Source organism: Planktotalea sp. (assembly GCF_965659345.1).
GTDB lineage: Bacteria > Pseudomonadota > Alphaproteobacteria > Rhodobacterales > Rhodobacteraceae > Planktotalea.
The window spans coordinates 27,641-43,878 of record NZ_CBFHVK010000018.1 but is presented as its reverse complement, the minus strand read 5'-3'; the positions used below and the strand labels follow the sequence as shown (position 1 = coordinate 43,878).

The following is a 16,238-nucleotide window of genomic DNA, read 5'->3' as shown; positions in this document are numbered from 1 at the left end:
ACGATGGAGTACCACGCCGCGCGAAGGGCGCAAGCGCTGCTTGAGTAAAGACGCGATTTACAGCGTCATATAGTGCAGCTTATCAAAACTTTCGCGTAGTTCCCGCAGCTCTTGTGCCATGTCTTGCGGGGCGTTCGCGCGCAAGGCTTTGGCGATCAAAGCTGCGAGTTGATCGGCATGTTCAGGTGTCACCCCCCAGCGCACCAATTCAGGTGTGCCGATACGCAACCCATTCATGTCACCTGCGACGTTTTCGATGGGCAGACCAATGCCGCATGCCAGAAATCCGGCTTGTCGCAGCGTTTTCGAAGCGGCTTGACCACCACCAAAATTTGCGGCCTCTATTGCGAATTGATGTGATTGGGTGTGGCCCTGCGTGGTCTTGAAAACTGGCAGTCCTTGCGTTGCGATAGCGCTTGCAAGGGCTTGTGCTGTGGCAATCATCTGCGTGCTGTAGGCGACGCCATGATCTAGCCAATCTAGCATTGTGACTGCCAATGCCGCTGACTTTGCCGCATCAAAATTTGCCGTCATACCAGGGAAAGCGATGGCATCTATGCGCTGCATCAATTCGGCATCGTTGCTGACGATCAAACCGGATGCGGGGCCACCAAGGCTTTTATAGGTGCTCATGGTCATCAGATGCGCGCCCTCATTTAGCGGGTTTTTCCAGGATTTGCCTGCAATGATTCCGCATTGATGTGCCGCATCAAAAAGCACTTTTGCGCCGACCTCATCCGCGATCGCGCGTACTTCTGCGACGGGGTGTTCTTGTAGATTAAGCGAACTTCCAACCGTGATGAGCTTTGGTTTCACCTCATGCGCCAAAGCGCGCAGCCCATCAACATCAAGTGTGTAGCCATCTGCGTTCACAGGGGCTGGGACGGTCTTCAGCCCGAATAGTCCCGCACACCCATCCAAGTGGTGCGTCACGTGTCCACCGATGGACGCGGGCGGTGCGATGATCGTATCACCTGCCTTGCAGGTCGCCATAAAGCCGTAAAGATTTGCGATCGCGCCTGACGGCACACGAATTTCAGCATATTTCGCGTCAAACACTTGTGCGCAAAGCTCTGCGGCGATGACTTCGATTTCCTCTATCGCCTCAAGTCCCATTTCGTATTTGTCACCTGGGTAGCCGAGCGAGGGTCGTGAGCCGAGACCAGAGGCCAACATCGCTTCCGCACGCGGGTTCATTACATTGGTGGCGGGATTAAGGTTGAAGCATTCGCGCTTGTGTATATCGCGATTCTTTTCGATCAATGTAGTAAGACGCGCCGCGTTCTGCGCTGTGCTTCGTGTGATAGTTTGCTGCGTGATCTCAGTGACGCGTGTCTCACAGGCCGCGGGGACCCAGTGGCGGTGTTCAAGCATATGTTGTCTCCAGAAAACGTTTCCTTGTTAAGGCCAGACTTGCGCGTGCGACGCAAATCAGTTTTTCTAAATATAGGCATAGAAAAACTAGGGCTTTTAAATGGCTGTCAAACCTCCTCGTCCACGTGGACCGCATTTGAATTCAATGCGATGTTTCGAAACGGCTGCACGTCTAGGTGGGTTTGCGGCTGCTGCGGAAGAGTTATCAGTCACATCCGGCGCGGTCTCTCAACAGGTACGCGCACTGGAAGATTGGATTGGTGCCCCCTTGTTTGAGCGGCGTTCGCAAGGTGTGGCATTGACTGCTTTGGGTGCGCAAGTTGCTGCTGAGTTCACCCACGCGTTCGATGCTCTGGGTGGCGCGTTGCACTCGCTGAGAGCCGCCGCGCCTGAGGCACCGGTCTATATTGCTGCTTTGCCTGCTGTTGCACAGCTTTGGCTTTCGCCGCGGATGCCCAAAGTACGCGCCGCAAATCCCGACCTATCCATTTCGATTATGGCCCAAGAAAATCCGCCCAATCTTGCGCGCGAAGTTTACGATTTAAGTCTGTTTTTTGGCCCACCGAGTCGTGCCCCGACACAGCAGGTTATTGAAGAAGATGTCATTTTCCCCGTGTGTGCACCTCATCTTGCCAGCGCGCTCACTGGGCCAGAAGCCCTTGCACAGATGCCAATCATTCTTGATGCAACCTGGGCAGACGATTGGAATATTTGGCGTGCGGGTGCACATTTGCCTGATCAACCGCTCAACAAAAGCGCTAGCTTTTCGCTCTATTCGCTCGCGCTTGCCGAAGCTCGCAGCGGTGCGGGCGTGCTTATGGGGCATTCAAGTCTTGTTGCAGATGATCTTGCCAAAGGGACTTTGGTTGCGCCTCTGGGGATAGAAATCGCGACTGGCGATGCGCTTGTTGCGGAGACGCCGGACCCTCTTGCTCAAGGAAGCAGCCTTAGCAACCTGATCAACGCTTTGATCCACTAAAGTGGCCAGAACACCAAGATCGCGGGGATAGAAACAGCAACGATAATGATCTCCAAGGGCAAGCCGATTTTCCAATAATCACCGAACTGATATCCGCCGGGTCCAAGGATCAACGTATTGTTCTTGTGCCCAATCGGCGTAAGGAAAGCAGAGGACGCCGCAATCGCTACGGCCATCAAGAAGGGATCAGGTGAGACATTTAGCGATTGCGCCATTTGAATGCCCACAGGGGCAGCCACAATGGTTGTCGCGGTGTTGTTTAACACGTCCGAGAGCGTCATGGTAACCACCATCAGCACCGTCAAGATTGCCCAAGCTGGCATGCCTTCGGTTAGCCCGACAAGCGCGCCTGCGATAAGTTCTGTGCCACCTGCGTCCTGCAAAGCGGCGCCTAGTGGGATCATAGAACCGAGCAAAACGACGACGGGCCACTCGATATGTGTGTAGAGTTCGGAGAGTGGGACAATTTTGGCCAAAACATAGGCAACCACCACACAGCCTAAAGCGACTGGCAGATAGACAAGGCCAAAACTTGCCGCAAAGACCGCACCCGCGAACATCGCAATCGCCAGCCAGACTTTGCTGTCTTGTGTGACGGCCAAGCCGCGCTCTGCCAACGGCAAACAGCCAAGCCATTCCGTCACATCAGGGCCGCGGTCCTTGGGAACCAGAAGCAAAAGAATATCACCTGCACGCACCTCGGTCTTGCGGACGTGATCGCGGATTGCTTTACCCTGGCGTGAAATACCCATCAGAACAGTGCGCTGACGCCAAGCGAGACCAATTGCTTGCGCGGTGCGACCTGCGAGACGCGAAGTTTCAGTGACCACAACTTCAATGACATCGACGCCTTCTCCTGCCGCGTTCAACTGTTCTTCGCGCTTTTTATCGGCGAAGGCCAAGGAAAGGGCCGCGCGAAACTCATCCAAAGCATCGGGGGAGGCTTCAAGAACGAGGGTGTCGCCAGCTTTCAATTCAGAGCTGCGCGCGCGTCCATAGCGGCGCTTGCCATCGCGAATAAGGCCGATCAGTGCGACGTCAGCTTTCTCCGCGTCGTCTTCGATTTCTGACAAGCGCTTGCCAATAATCTTGCTCTCTGCGGGGACGGTCAGCTCTGCGATATAGTCAGACATGTCATCACCGGATGCGCCGTTATCATCACGCGCGGGAATAAAGCGCCACCCGATCAGCGCCACAAAGGCAAGGCCCGCGATTGCCGCGACGCCACCGACAGGGGCGAAATCAAACATTTTGAACGGCGCTCCGAGCTGTTCTTCGCGGATCGCTGCGATGATGATGTTAGGAGGCGTGCCAATCAGCGTGACCATGCCACCAAGGATCGTGGCAAAGCTGAGTGGCATCAGCGACAAACCCGGTGCGCGCCCAGCCTTGCGAGCGGTTTGGATATCGACAGGCATGAGCAGTGCGAGGGCTGCGACGTTGTTCATAAAGGCTGACAAAACGCCACCAATACCCCCCATCAAAGCAATGTGACCGCCTAGGTTGCGCGAACTGTCCACCAAAGTGCGTGTGATCAAAAACACTGCGCCCGAACGCACCAAGCCGGCAGAGACCACCAAAACAAGTGCAACGACCAATGTTGCGGGGTGGCCAAATCCAGCAAAGGCGTCTTTCCCTTCAACGACCCCTAACAGGACGCCGATCATAAGCGCCGAAAAGGCGACGATGTCATAGCGAAATCGCCCCCAAAGCAGCAAAGCGAAAACAGAACCGAATAGGGCAAAAATAATGATTTGATCTTGGGTCATGGAAGGCCTTTCAAATTACGCTCAGCTTCACCTGAATTCACCAAGATGTGCAAGCGCACATGCAACTGACTTGCGGGCAAGCCCTTGGCTGACCTATACCACTCAAGATTTAAGAATTCTCACGTGGAGAGAGACATGGCCGGCCACTCAAAATGGGCAAATATTCAGCACCGTAAAGGGCGTCAGGATAAACTGCGCTCAAAACTGTTTTCCAAGTTCTCAAAAGAGATCACCGTCGCCGCGAAGATGGGTGACCCCGATCCCGAAAAGAACCCGCGCTTGCGGCTTGCTGTGAAAGAAGCCAAGTCGCAATCTATGCCCAAAGACAACATCGATCGCGCGATCAAAAAGGCGATTGGCGGCGAGGGCGATGATTATGAGGAAATTCGCTATGAAGGCTACGGCCCGAATGGTGTTGCTGTGATCGTTGAAACAATGACCGACAATCGCAATCGTACGGCCTCAACAGTGCGCTCTACCTTTACCAAAAATGGCGGTAATCTGGGCGAAACAGGGTCCGTCGGGTTCATGTTTGATCGCAAAGGTCAGATCACCTACGGCGCAGATGCGGGCGATGCAGACACTGTGATGGAAGCTGCAATTGAAGCGGGTGCCGAGGATTGTGAAAGCTCTGAAGAGGGCCACATCATTACGTGCGAGGACACGGATCTCAACGAAGTGTCCACCGCTTTGGAAGCGGCGCTGGGCGAAAGCGAGAGCGCGAAATTGATTTGGCAGCCGAACATTTCCACCGAAATGGATCTGGAGGGCATGACGAAGTTAATGAAGCTGATCGACGCCCTTGAGGATGACGATGACATCCAACGCGTGACCGCGAATTTTGAAGCTTCTGATGAGGTTATGGAGCAACTTTAAAGTTTTGCTTGAGAATTAACAAATGGCCTGTGCTTTATGCGCAGGCCATTTTATTTTATGTATATACGCGTAATTTCAAAGGCTTATAGATCACTTGTAATCCATTACATTAGCACCTTTTGTTATTTGGGTATGACCGGCATTCATACGATACCCCTTGCGCAATGTTATTGGCTTTGATCAGGTCAAAGCATGGAAAAGCAACAACAACGCCCTTTGGTTGGCGTCATATGGATGGTCCTCGCTGGATTGTGCTTTGTCGCAGTCACGGCGCTGGTGAAGCTGAACGGCCCACGTATTCCAGCCGCCGAAGCTGCGTTTCTGCGCTACGGTTTGGGGTTGGTGTTTTTACTCCCTTTGCTGAAGGTTCTCAGGGACACCACGTTCACACCCCGCCTGATACGCTTGATTGCGGTGCGCGGAGTTTTCCACACATTTGGTGTAACGCTTTGGTTCTTTGCGATGACCCAAATTTCAATCGCGGAAGTAACTGCGATGAATTATCTCACACCTGTATTCGTTACGATCGCTGCCGCGATTTTCCTCAAAGAACGCTTGGCGTTTCGCCGGATTCTTGCGGTTTGTTTCGCGCTTTTAGGAGCGATGATTATCCTGAGGCCGGGCTTTCGAGAGGTGAGTATCGGGCATCTTGCGATGCTTGCCGTCGCTTGCGTGTTTTGTGTGTCCTACCTGACCGCGAAGATGCTTGCTGACGCTTTGCCCGCATCTGTTGTTGTGTCGATGCTCTCGATTGCGGTGACGATTGGGCTTGCTCCGCTGGCTTATGTTGTTTGGATACCGCCAACGGCAGGCGAGGTTGGGCTGTTGTTTTTGGTGGCTTGTTTTGCCACTGCGGGACATTTCGCGATGACGGTTGCCTTTGCAAATGCGCCTTTGACCGTGACGCAGCCGGTTACTTTTGTGCAACTCATATGGGCGGTCTCACTTGGATATTTCGCTTTTGGCGAACCTGTAGATCTTTGGGTGGTTTTTGGTGGGTTCGTCATTTTGAGCTCGATCACCTTTATCACATGGCGTGAGGCTGTCTTGAAGCGCGGTGAGATCACACCGAGTGCGCACGCACCCAAGGTCTAAACTGTCCGAGGGGCACTGAGCGTCGCATGAGTTTATTGGAAAAATGAAGCAGGGCGTTGCGCAGATTTGCAAGGTTTTTATTGATTGACTGGTCAATAAAAAACAAGATATCTGTTCCTACAAACGTGTTTTGGAGTCAGTGATGCCAAAAGTTGGTATGGAACCTATTCGTCGCACAGCGCTGGTCGAGGCGACAATCCATGAGATCGGTGCGCACGGATCATTGGATGTCACGGTCGGTGCGATTGCAAAGCGGGCAGGAATGTCGAGCGCGTTGGCGCATCACTATTTCGGTGGCAAGGAACAGATTTTTCTGGCGGCAATGCGCCATACGCTAAAGCTATACGGTGCAGAGGTCAGCACGGCTTTAAAGGAAACGCATACCTGCGCGCAAAGAGCAGAGGCGATTGTGAACGCGTCCTTCGCAAGTTCAAACTTTCGACCTGAGGTTATCGCTGCTTGGCTCAATTTTTACGTGCTTGCGCAGACGGTGCCGGATGCGAAGCGGTTGCTTACGATTTATCAGGCGCGACTGCGTTCGAACCTCGTTCATGCATTGCGCCCACTTTTGCACGCGCGGGCGGTGGATGTGGCGTCACGTACTGCAGCTTTGATCGACGGTGTTTATTTGCACCAAAGTCTTGTGAAGTCGAAGGCACAGCATTCGCAAGCGGCAGAAGATGTCCTCGCCTATCTCGAGCTTGAATTGAAAGGAACACCCCAATGAGCAAACCAAATATTCTGATTTTCATGGTTGATCAGCTCAACGGTACTTTCTTTCCAGACGGTCCCGCTGAATGGCTTCATGCGCCCAACATCAAAAAGCTTGCTGCGCGCTCAACACGGTTCAAAAATGCCTACACAGCTAGTCCGCTGTGCGCGCCGGGGCGCGCGAGTTATATGTCGGGTCAGTTGCCAAGCGTGACAGGCGTTTACGACAATGCGGCTGAATTTCCGTCATCCATTCCGACTTATGCGCATCATCTGCGTCGTGCGGGATATCAAACTTGTCTAAGTGGGAAGATGCATTTTGTTGGTCCAGATCAGCTTCACGGTTTTGAAGAGCGCATGACGACGGATATATACCCGCCTGATTTTGGCTGGACACCGGATTACCGCAAGCCCGGTGAGCGGATCGAGTGGTGGTATCACAACATGGGCAGTGTAACGGGTGCAGGTGTTGCTGAAATCACCAATCAAATGGAATATGACGACGAGGTTGCCTATCACGCGACCCGCAAAATATACGATTATGCGCGTGGCAAGGATACGCGCCCTTGGTGCATGACAGTCAGCTTTACACACCCTCACGACCCATATGTCGCGCGTCGCAAGTACTGGGATTTGTATGAGGATTGTGAGCACCTTATGCCAGAGGTCGGGCCTATCCCTTATGAGGAGCAAGACGCCCATTCCCAGCGCATACTAGACGCCAACGACCGCGATAATTTCAACATCTCGGACGATCATATTCGCCGTGCGCGTCGAGCCTATTTCGCCAATATTTCCTACCTTGATGACAAGGTTGGCGAAGTCATGGAAGCGCTCGAAAGTACGCGCCAAGAGGCGATCATCCTGTTTGTTGCTGATCACGGCGATATGCTGGGGGAGCGGGGCTTGTGGTTCAAGATGTCGTTCTTTGAAGGCTCCGCGCGCGTGCCATTGATGATTTCATCGCCGGATATGACCCCAGGGTTGGTGACCGAAGCCGTTAGCAATATCGACGTCTGCCCAACCCTGTGTGATCTTGCGGGCGTGTCAATGGAAGAGGTCATGCCGTGGACTGCGGGCATGTCACTTGTTCCTATGGGGCAAGGGGTCGAGCGCACAGAGCCAGTCGCAATGGAATATGCCGCCGAGGCGAGCTATGCGCCGCTTGTGTGTCTGCGTTATGGCAAATGGAAATATGTGCGGTGCGCGCTTGATCCAGATCAGCTGTTTGATTTGGAGGCAGATCCGGCAGAGCTGATGAACCTAGCAGACGCACCAGAGCATCAAGGCACGCGTGAGAGCCTGCGCGCGAAATCAGAACAGCGCTGGGATCTTGAGCGCTTTGACGAAGAAGTGCGCCGGTCTCAAGCGCGCCGCTGGGTTGTTTATGAAGCTTTGCGCAATGGCGATTATTTCCCATGGGATTATCAGCCGCTTCAAAAAGCATCGGAGCGCTACATGCGCAATCACATGGATCTTAACATTCTGGAAGAAAGCCAGCGTTTCCCAAGGGGGGAATAAACGTCTGCTTTCTCTTTCCAAGTCACTCAAAACGAGCAGGAGCCACTTATGCCCTATCCAACTCAGCCAACAGCAAGCCATTTTATCAATGGCGCTTACGTCGAAGACACAGCTGGTGCAGAAATACCGGTGATTTACCCCGCAACCGGCGAACAGATCGCGCAGGTGCATGAGGCGACACCTGCCATCATCGAACAAGCATTGAACTCAGCGAAAGCAGCGCAAAAAGCTTGGGCGGCTTTGTCGGGAACCGAACGCGGCCGCATTTTGCGCCGCGCGGCGGACATGATCCGCGAACGCAATCATGATCTGTCGGTGCTTGAAACCTATGACACCGGCAAGCCTATGTCTGAAACGCTGTATGTGGATGCCACGTCTGGCGCGGATGCGCTGGAATATTTCGGTGGCCTTGCGGGGTCTCTTACGGGGGAGCACATTCAGCTGGGGGATGATTGGGTCTACACCCGTCGTGAGGCTTTAGGGGTTTGTGTTGGGATTGGTGCGTGGAACTATCCAACACAAATCGCCTGCTGGAAGGGTGCGCCAGCGCTCGCTTGTGGCAATGCGATGGTCTTTAAACCCTCTGAGACGACACCGCTGTGCGCCCTAAAGGTGGCTGAAATTCTGCACGAAGCAGGGCTGCCCGCGGGACTTTATAACGTCATCCAAGGAACAGGCGTTGTTGGCGCGCCGCTGGTAAGCGACCCGCGCGTGGATAAGGTGTCGCTGACAGGTTCTGTGCCAACGGGGCGCAAAGTCTATGCGGCTGCTGCGGCAGGGATCAAGAATGTCACGATGGAACTCGGGGGCAAGTCGCCTTTGATCATCTTTGATGATGCAAGTCTGGAAGATGCAGTTGGCGGGGCCATTTTGGCGAACTTCTATTCTTCTGGTCAGGTCTGCTCAAACGGGACGCGGGTCTTTGTCCAAAAGGGCATCAAGGAAGCATTTCTCGCGCGCTTGCACGAACGTTTGTCTGAAGCGGTCATCGGCGATCCAATGGATGAGGCGACTAATTTTGGACCGATGGTATCGGAAAACCAGATGAAGATCGTTCAAAGCTATATCGAGAAGGGCAAAGCAGAAGGGGCACGCCTTGTTTGTGGTGGTACGCGCTTGGAGCGAGAGGGCTACTATCTTGAGCCAACTGTTTTCGCAGACGTGCACGACGATATGATCATTGCACGTGAAGAGATTTTTGGCCCTGTCATGGCCGTCCTCGATTTTGAAGAAGAAGAAGATGCAATCGCGCGCGCCAACGCGACGGAGTTTGGTTTGTCTGCGGGTGTGTTTACCTCTGATTTGACGCGTGGGCACCGTGTGATTGCGCAGCTCGAAGCCGGATCGTGCTTTATCAATTCGTACAACGATGCACCGGTCGAAGCGCCCTTTGGCGGATCGAAACAATCGGGTGTAGGGCGTGAAAATTCCAAATCTGCGATAGAGCACTATAGCCAGATGAAATCCGTCTACGTGCGCATGGGGGCTGTCGATGCTCCCTTCTAGCGCCGTGCCACGTCTTGAAATGGTTGATATTGTTAAATGGGTTGCCACTGCCATTCAACTTGTTGGCTATGGGCTCACTGGTCTCAACATCGTACCTTGGAACATTTTCGCATTCTTCATTGGGATTTTTCTCTGGTTCGCGGTTGGTGTGATGTGGAAGGACCGTGCGATTATGGTCGTTCATGTTGGTGCATTTCTTTCGTTGTTGTTTGGGTATCTCAATGCAAGCTGACTATGTTATTATCGGCGCTGGCTCTGCCGGTTGCGCAATCGCTTTTCGTTTGAGCGAAGCGGGCCATTCTGTGATTGTCATTGAGTACGGCGGTACTGACATCGGGCCGCTCATTCAGATGCCTGCGGCGCTCAGTTATCCGATGAACATGAAGCTTTATGATTGGGGCTATCGCTCTGAACCGGAGCCACATCTCAACAATCGCAGGCTGGCGTGTCCGCGCGGTAAGGTGGTTGGTGGGTCATCTTCAATCAACGGAATGGTCTATGTACGTGGTCACGCAAAGGATTTTGACCATTGGGCCGAGAGCGGTGCAGCGGGATGGTCTTATGCGGATGTGCTCCCGTATTACAAACGCATGGAGAGCTGGAGCAGCGCAGGGCATGGGGGTGATCCTGAATGGCGCGGTAAAAAGGGACCGCTGCATGTGACGCGCGGCCCACGCAAGAACCCTTTGTTCAAAGCTTTCGTGAACGCAGGGCGCCAAGCCGGCTATGAAACGACGGATGACTATAATGGCGAGAAGCAAGAGGGCTTTGGCCCGATGGAGCAAACGGTGCACAACGGTCGGCGTTGGTCTGCGGCCAATGCGTATCTCAGACCTGCGCAAAAAAACGGGAATTGCACCGTTGTAAGTGGTCTTGCTGAACGGATCGTCATCGAGAATGGTCGCGCGATTGGTGTCGCGTTAGTGGGCGGCGATGTGATCAAGGCGCGCTGTGAAGTGATTGTCTCGGCGAGCTCGATCAACTCTCCGAAATTGCTTATGCTCTCTGGCATTGGTCCGGCTCAACATTTGGCTGAACATGGGATTGAGGTTGTCGCGGATCGCCGGGGTGTCGGGCAGAACCTGCAAGATCACCTAGAGCTTTATATTCAGATGGCCGCGTCTAAACCGATCACGTTGTTTAAACATTGGAACCTGCTTTCAAAAGCATGGATCGGGGCGCAGTGGCTGTTGACCAAGACCGGTCTTGGGGCGTCTAACCAGTTTGAAAGCGCGGCCTTCGTGCGCTCTAACGCGGGTGTGGACTATCCCGATATTCAGTATCATTTCCTGCCGATTGCAGTGCGATACGATGGGCAAGCCGCAGCTGAAGGCCATGGATTTCAAGCACATGTAGGCCCAATGCGCAGCCCATCTCGCGGTGCAGTGACGCTGCGCAGTGCGGACCCCAAGGATGATCCGGTCATCAGGTTCAACTACATGAGTACGCCGCAAGATTGGGAAGATTTTCGCACCTGTATTCGCCTCACCCGCGAGGTGTTTGCCCAAGAGGCGTTCAAGCCATTTGTAAAACATGAAATCCAACCGGGCGTTGATGTGCAAAGTGATGCAGAGCTAGATGCCTTCATCGCAGAGCACGCTGAGAGCGCCTATCATCCTTGCGGTACATGTAAGATGGGCGCGGCGCATGATCCCATGGCTGTTGTGGATCCAGAATGCCGTGTAATTGGTGTTGAGGGCTTGCGCGTTGCGGATAGTTCGATTTTTCCGCGCATCACAAATGGCAACCTTAATGGGCCATCGATCATGGTCGGTGAAAAAGCTGCGGATCATATCTTGGGTGTGGATATGTTGCCCAAGAGCAATGATCGCCCTTGGATGCATCCAGATTGGGACACGAAGCAACGTTAACTTTTTCTGAGATTGCGGGAACGAGGGGCCAGCCCCTCGCGCTCCCCGGGATATTTCTGGAAAGAGGAAGCGGTACGTTTACGCTTTGTTAACTCAGGTTAACGTTTTGGATTGATGTTCGCAGGGTGCTGCGGGCATATCTGAAGAATGTTAAGATTTTTTTATATTTTAGCGGTTCTCCTTGGGGCAGCACCGGTTGCTGCGGATGTAACGGGGACTGTACGTGTGATTGATGGCGACACGTTCGATGTTGCGGAAAACCGCGTGCGCATCTTTGGCATAGATGCGCCAGAGAGCAAACAAACATGCGAAACAGAGCAGGGCACGACATGGGCGTGTGGCGCTTGGGTGAGCGCAGAGGTGTTTGCCCTTTATGATGGCAAGCGCGCGATATGTCGTGAAGAAGATCGTGATCGCTATGACCGTATCGTTGCGCGTTGTGAGATTGCAGGGCGTGATGTTGGACAAGAGCTGGTGTCGCAGGGGCTCGCCTTTGCTTATCGTAAATATTCGATGCGCTATGATCTCGATGAAAAAGGGGCGGCGGTGAATGACCGTGGCCTGCACAGTTCACGTGTTCAAAGACCCGCGCAGTACCGTGCCACACAGGCAAAAGGGCGCATCCCGCCAGATCGAAACTGCGCGATAAAGGGCAACATCACAAAGAGTGGACACATTTATCACATGCCCGGCCAACGTGACTATGAGCGCACGGGTATCAATGAGGCCAAAGGCGAGCGTTGGTTTTGCTCACAGCTTCAAGCACGGCTCGCAGGTTGGCGAAAAGCGCGGCGCTGATTTAGGGTGCACCATATGTGGTTATAAAGCGCCATAGGTTCGGCATTGTGTCCCTGCGCCAAGTGCCGCTGTGGGACGCTCCCTTGACCGCGATGAAATTCTTATCGTTGTGCGGAGCCGCGCTAAAGATTGCGCGGCCCATGCGCAGCGGTGTAACTTCATCCGCAGTTCCGTGGACAACAAGTGTGGGGATTGTCAAAGCGTCGCTGCGAGAAAGGCTGTCCCAGCGATCGGAAATCCGCGAAATTAGGTTATCCGAAACATCTGTGACCGCACGCGCCATATCTGGAATAGAAGTGAACGGCGCTTCCAGGATTACGCCAGATGGGCGCTGGTCTTTGGGCAACTGCGCCAAGAGAGAAATTGCGACAGCGGTGCCAAGGCTTTCTCCGTATAGGATAAGATCTTGTGGGCTGTTCACCGTGACATAACTGGCAGCATTTTGATAAAGCTGTAGCGCGTCTTTCGTTATTGCAGGTTCTGATGGGACGCCATCGCTGCCAGACGAGCCGCGATATGACATTGCAAGAACGTTAAAGCCTTGAGTTTGCAACATTTGAAATCGCTGCGCGCGCATCGCTAAATTTCCGCCATTGCCATGAAAATAGAGCAGTGTTGCGCGTGCTTTGCCTTTTGCGGGAACGCTCCAGACAATTATTGAGGCGCGCGCGCTCCATTTTATACTCACGGGTGTTTGGCAGACCAACTTGCGCGGGCGTTTCATAATCCGTCGACAGCGGATAGATCATTTTACGCTCAATCATTTTGAGCGGAAGCAAATCAAGCAAACCGGCGTGTGCTGACATTGGCAAAAATAACAGAAGCGTTAGCAAAATTTTCATCAACCGACCTCATAAGGAAGGATATCGCGGCGATTGCTGTCAACGCGCAAGCGACGTTCCAGCGGGGGAACGGAGCGTTGATGACAGTTGACCCGTTCGCATATTCTACAGGAGATCCCTATGGGTTCATACGCACTGGCATTTGAAATATCGAGACTGTCTGCATAAACGAGTTGTCCGGCATGGGTCACTTCGCAACCAAGAGCGATGGCAAAACGACGAGAAGGCGCGCCGAAGGAGCCGCCTGGCTTTAGAACATCGTGCGCCAGCGAAATGTAGCGCACACCATCGGGGGTTTCAGCAAGCTGGCGTATGAAACGACCGGGTGTCTCAAAGGCGCGGTGCACGTTCCATAACGGGCAAGCCCCGCCAAAACGTGCGAACTGCAAACGCGTGGCGCTATGGCGCTTGGTGATTGTGCCTGCTTGATCGACGCGAACAAAGAAGAAGGGCACACCTTTTGCGCCAGGTCGTTGAAGTGTAGAAAGGCGATGGGCGACTTGTTCGATGGATGCCCCAAAAAGCATTGCAAGACGTTCAAGATCATGGCGTGTTTCGCGTGCGGCATCCAGAAAAGGACCGTAGGGCATCATTGCAGCGCCAGCGTAATAATTCGCAAGACCGATTTTTGCGATGGCGCGCGCTTCGACAGTTTGAAAGCGTGCAAGATCAAGCGTGGCTTCGAGCAATTTTTCTTGAGTAATGAGCGCAAGTTGAATGAGAATTTGAAAGCTTTGTGTCGCTGGCGCTGCGTGCTGGGAAATGGTTAAAACACGCGTTTCAGGATCAAAGTGGCGCACAGCATCTACGGGGGCAAAGTTCAGAGTTATGTTGTGCTGACGGAATGCGGCGGCGGCGCGTTCGCGGATGGTTGCCTCTTTCGGGCCTGTTGCGCTGAAATGTTCGGCCGCGCGGTCCATCGCATCAATGTAGTTGTCGCAATAATGAAAGAAGTCGCGCACATCTTCCCAAGGGCTGGGTTGCAATTGACCATCATCGCGCCCCAGTGCTTCATCAAGTGAGGCGAGACGTTCGTGGGTTTGCCGGTACGCGCGGTGAAGCTCCAAAAACGCACGCGCAAGGGCAGGGGCGTTGGAGGCTGTGAGCCGCAAATCAGCAAGCGGTGGTTCAACGGTGTCAAGCACCGGATCTGCCAGCGCCTCGCGCATGTCCGTGACAAGCCGCTCTGCATCGCCTGAACTCAACTCGGTAACGTCAAAGCCAAATTCTTGCGCAAGTGCGAGCACAACAGTCGTCGAAAGCGGACGTTTGTTGTTTTCCATTTGATTAAGATAGGGCAGCGACACCCCTAGCTTTGCCGCAAAGTCCTTTTGGGTCAGCGCAACTTGCCCGCGCAACTCGCGCAACTTCGAGCCAGCGTAAATTTTTTGAAGGGCCATAGCACGTCTCTTAGCAAATTTGCATTGCGCCATTGTAAGCTTTGCAAAGCCTTCACCGCAAGTCGTCAAGCACCGATTGCTTTGGCGCGGCGTATCACAAAGGCCGCCGCGAGCAATCCGCCTGTGGTGCTTGCGACCATGAGCCAAAGGACCGGCATTGCTGTGTCTTTGCCTGTTAAAATGATCCCAGCAACCGCTGATAAAATTGCGCCGAACCCGATCATGATGGCACCACCCAAACCTGAAGCCGTTCCCGCCAAGTGAGGGCGAACCGAAAGCATCCCAGATGTTGCATTCGGAATCGTCATACCATTTCCGAGTCCGACAATGGTCATAAATCCGAAGAACGTAGCAGGGGTTCCTAAGCCAGCCCTAAAGACCAGTAGTGACGCAACGGTTGCAAAGGTCGCTACTATTGTTCCGTAAAACACCATGTTGTTGATACCAACGCGTGTTGAGTAACGGCCGGAAGCGAAATTACCCAAGAAATAGCCAAGCGCCGGGGAGCCGAAATAAAATCCAAGCACAGAAGGTGAAAGCATGAAGATTTCAGTTCCCACATAAGGCGCGCCGCCGAGGTAGGCGAAAAAGGCGCCAGAGGTCAGGCCGGACGCGATTGAGTACCCCCAAAACCGCGGTGAGGATAACAGTTCAGGGTAGTGCCCAAACTGCTGGCGCAGGGTCTCACCGGTCGCACGTTTGGTTTCGCCTTGATCGAAGTAACACATTGCGAACATGCCCACACCAGAGACCGCCATCAGCCAGAAACTGGCCTGCCATCCGAAGGTTTCATCAAGCACACCGCCAAGCATGGGCCCCAACATGGGCACAACTGCCATGCCCATAGTGACGTATCCAATCAAAGATGCGGCTTTGTCAGCGGTAACGACGTCACGGATGATTGCACGGCTGAGCACCATTGCGGTGACGATAACGGCTTGGGCCATGCGAAATAACAAAAACACAGTCGCGTTTGGTGCATAAATGCAGCCGACAGATGCAATGGTGAATAGCGCCAAGCCCCATAAAATAACGGGTCTGCGTCCGAGATTGTCTGAAATCGGGCCAATAATTATTTGAAGCACCGCGTTCATCGCGAAATAGGCAGCAACCGACATTTGCAAAACCCAATATTCGGTTTTGAAATGCAGCGCCATGTTGGGCAATGAGGGCAAAAACACATTCATCGCGAGCGCCGAGGCGCCCGCAAGAAGGATAAGCGTAATGATATGGGGCGGTGTCGCGCGATCAAACAGGCGCGCTGAATAAGAGTCGTTCATTATCGCTTTCTAACGCGAAGCGCCTATCGGCAACAGGGACAAATGGTATATTTGAAAAAGACGTCGCGGCGCGTTGGGTTAGCAGTTTTGCTATTTGCAGTACATTGCTTAGCATGGATTTGCAAATTTGCGACAATTCGCTTTTTTTCTGCACCTGCAAAGGGTACCCACATTCGCTAACGACCTGTTGTACAAGAGCCGATCAGACAAGGCTCA

Annotated in this window: 14 protein-coding genes; 9 read left to right on the top strand and 5 right to left on the bottom strand. The window is 53.5% G+C overall.

The features are described 5' to 3' along the window. Nucleotides 1-57 precede the first annotated feature (57 nt). On the bottom strand, nt 58-1,374 hold the full coding sequence (gene glyA / locus ACTG3Z_RS14130; RefSeq protein ID WP_439143703.1) for a serine hydroxymethyltransferase: 1,317 nt from the start codon (nt 1,372-1,374) through the stop codon (nt 58-60). Between the two features lie 100 nt (nt 1,375-1,474). Here glyA and ACTG3Z_RS14125 point away from each other — a divergent pair, with 100 nt between their 5' ends. Continuing rightward, nucleotides 1,475-2,353, top strand: a complete 879-nt coding sequence (locus tag ACTG3Z_RS14125) for a LysR family transcriptional regulator (RefSeq protein ID WP_439143702.1) — start codon at nt 1,475-1,477, stop codon at nt 2,351-2,353. On the opposite strand, the gene ACTG3Z_RS14120 is transcribed toward ACTG3Z_RS14125, so the two are convergent. Beyond that, on the bottom strand, nt 2,350-4,122 hold the full coding sequence (locus ACTG3Z_RS14120; protein ID WP_439143701.1) for an SLC13 family permease: 1,773 nt from the start codon (nt 4,120-4,122) through the stop codon (nt 2,350-2,352). The genes ACTG3Z_RS14125 and ACTG3Z_RS14120 overlap by 4 nt on opposite strands. Nucleotides 4,123-4,257: 135 nt before the next feature. Here ACTG3Z_RS14120 and ACTG3Z_RS14115 point away from each other — a divergent pair, with 135 nt between their 5' ends. The 8 genes from ACTG3Z_RS14115 to ACTG3Z_RS14080 all read left to right on the top strand — a co-directional run bounded on the left by ACTG3Z_RS14115 (nt 4,258) and on the right by ACTG3Z_RS14080 (nt 12,500). Continuing rightward, on the top strand, nt 4,258-4,998 hold the full coding sequence (locus ACTG3Z_RS14115) for a YebC/PmpR family DNA-binding transcriptional regulator (protein WP_439143700.1): 741 nt from the start codon (nt 4,258-4,260) through the stop codon (nt 4,996-4,998). 192 nt (nt 4,999-5,190) lie between these two features. Beyond that, nucleotides 5,191-6,093 carry a DMT family transporter gene (locus tag ACTG3Z_RS14110; RefSeq protein WP_439143699.1) on the top strand — a complete coding sequence of 301 codons (903 nt, stop codon included), beginning with the start codon at nt 5,191-5,193 and terminating at the stop codon, nt 6,091-6,093. Between the two features lie 142 nt (nt 6,094-6,235). Further along, on the top strand, nt 6,236-6,820 hold the full coding sequence (betI, locus tag ACTG3Z_RS14105; protein WP_439143698.1) for a transcriptional regulator BetI: 585 nt from the start codon (nt 6,236-6,238) through the stop codon (nt 6,818-6,820). Then, nucleotides 6,817-8,325, top strand: a complete 1,509-nt coding sequence (gene betC, locus ACTG3Z_RS14100; RefSeq protein ID WP_439143697.1) for a choline-sulfatase — start codon at nt 6,817-6,819, stop codon at nt 8,323-8,325. The genes betI and betC overlap by 4 nt, the downstream gene beginning before the upstream one ends. 48 nt (nt 8,326-8,373) lie before the next feature. Further along, nucleotides 8,374-9,831, top strand: coding sequence for a betaine-aldehyde dehydrogenase (gene betB / locus ACTG3Z_RS14095; protein ID WP_439143696.1), 1,458 nt, complete (start codon nt 8,374-8,376; stop codon nt 9,829-9,831). After that, nucleotides 9,818-10,063: a DUF6552 family protein gene (locus ACTG3Z_RS14090; protein ID WP_439143695.1), complete on the top strand. Its 246-nt coding sequence runs from the start codon at nt 9,818-9,820 to the stop codon at nt 10,061-10,063. The genes betB and ACTG3Z_RS14090 overlap by 14 nt, the downstream gene beginning before the upstream one ends. Next, nucleotides 10,053-11,702 carry a choline dehydrogenase gene (betA, locus tag ACTG3Z_RS14085; protein WP_439143694.1) on the top strand — a complete coding sequence of 550 codons (1,650 nt, stop codon included), beginning with the start codon at nt 10,053-10,055 and terminating at the stop codon, nt 11,700-11,702. The genes ACTG3Z_RS14090 and betA overlap by 11 nt, the downstream gene beginning before the upstream one ends. A gap of 147 nt (nt 11,703-11,849) precedes the next feature. Continuing rightward, nucleotides 11,850-12,500 carry a thermonuclease family protein gene (locus tag ACTG3Z_RS14080; RefSeq protein WP_439143693.1) on the top strand — a complete coding sequence of 217 codons (651 nt, stop codon included), beginning with the start codon at nt 11,850-11,852 and terminating at the stop codon, nt 12,498-12,500. Nucleotide 12,501: 1 nt separating this feature from the next. Here the strand turns inward: ACTG3Z_RS14080 and ACTG3Z_RS14075 are convergent, their stop codons facing one another. The 3 genes from ACTG3Z_RS14075 to ACTG3Z_RS14065 form a co-directional block, all read right to left on the bottom strand. Next, the gene (locus tag ACTG3Z_RS14075) at nt 12,502-13,224 is read right to left on the bottom strand and encodes an alpha/beta hydrolase (RefSeq protein WP_439143692.1); all 723 of its coding nucleotides are present in this window, start codon (nt 13,222-13,224) and stop codon (nt 12,502-12,504) included. A gap of 117 nt (nt 13,225-13,341) precedes the next feature. Then, on the bottom strand, nt 13,342-14,742 hold the full coding sequence (locus ACTG3Z_RS14070; RefSeq protein ID WP_439143691.1) for a helix-turn-helix domain-containing protein: 1,401 nt from the start codon (nt 14,740-14,742) through the stop codon (nt 13,342-13,344). Between the two features lie 65 nt (nt 14,743-14,807). After that, a complete protein-coding gene (locus ACTG3Z_RS14065) occupies nt 14,808-16,022 on the bottom strand; it encodes a multidrug effflux MFS transporter (RefSeq protein WP_439143690.1) in 1,215 nt (404 codons plus the stop codon). Nucleotides 16,023-16,238: the final 216 nt, after the last annotated feature.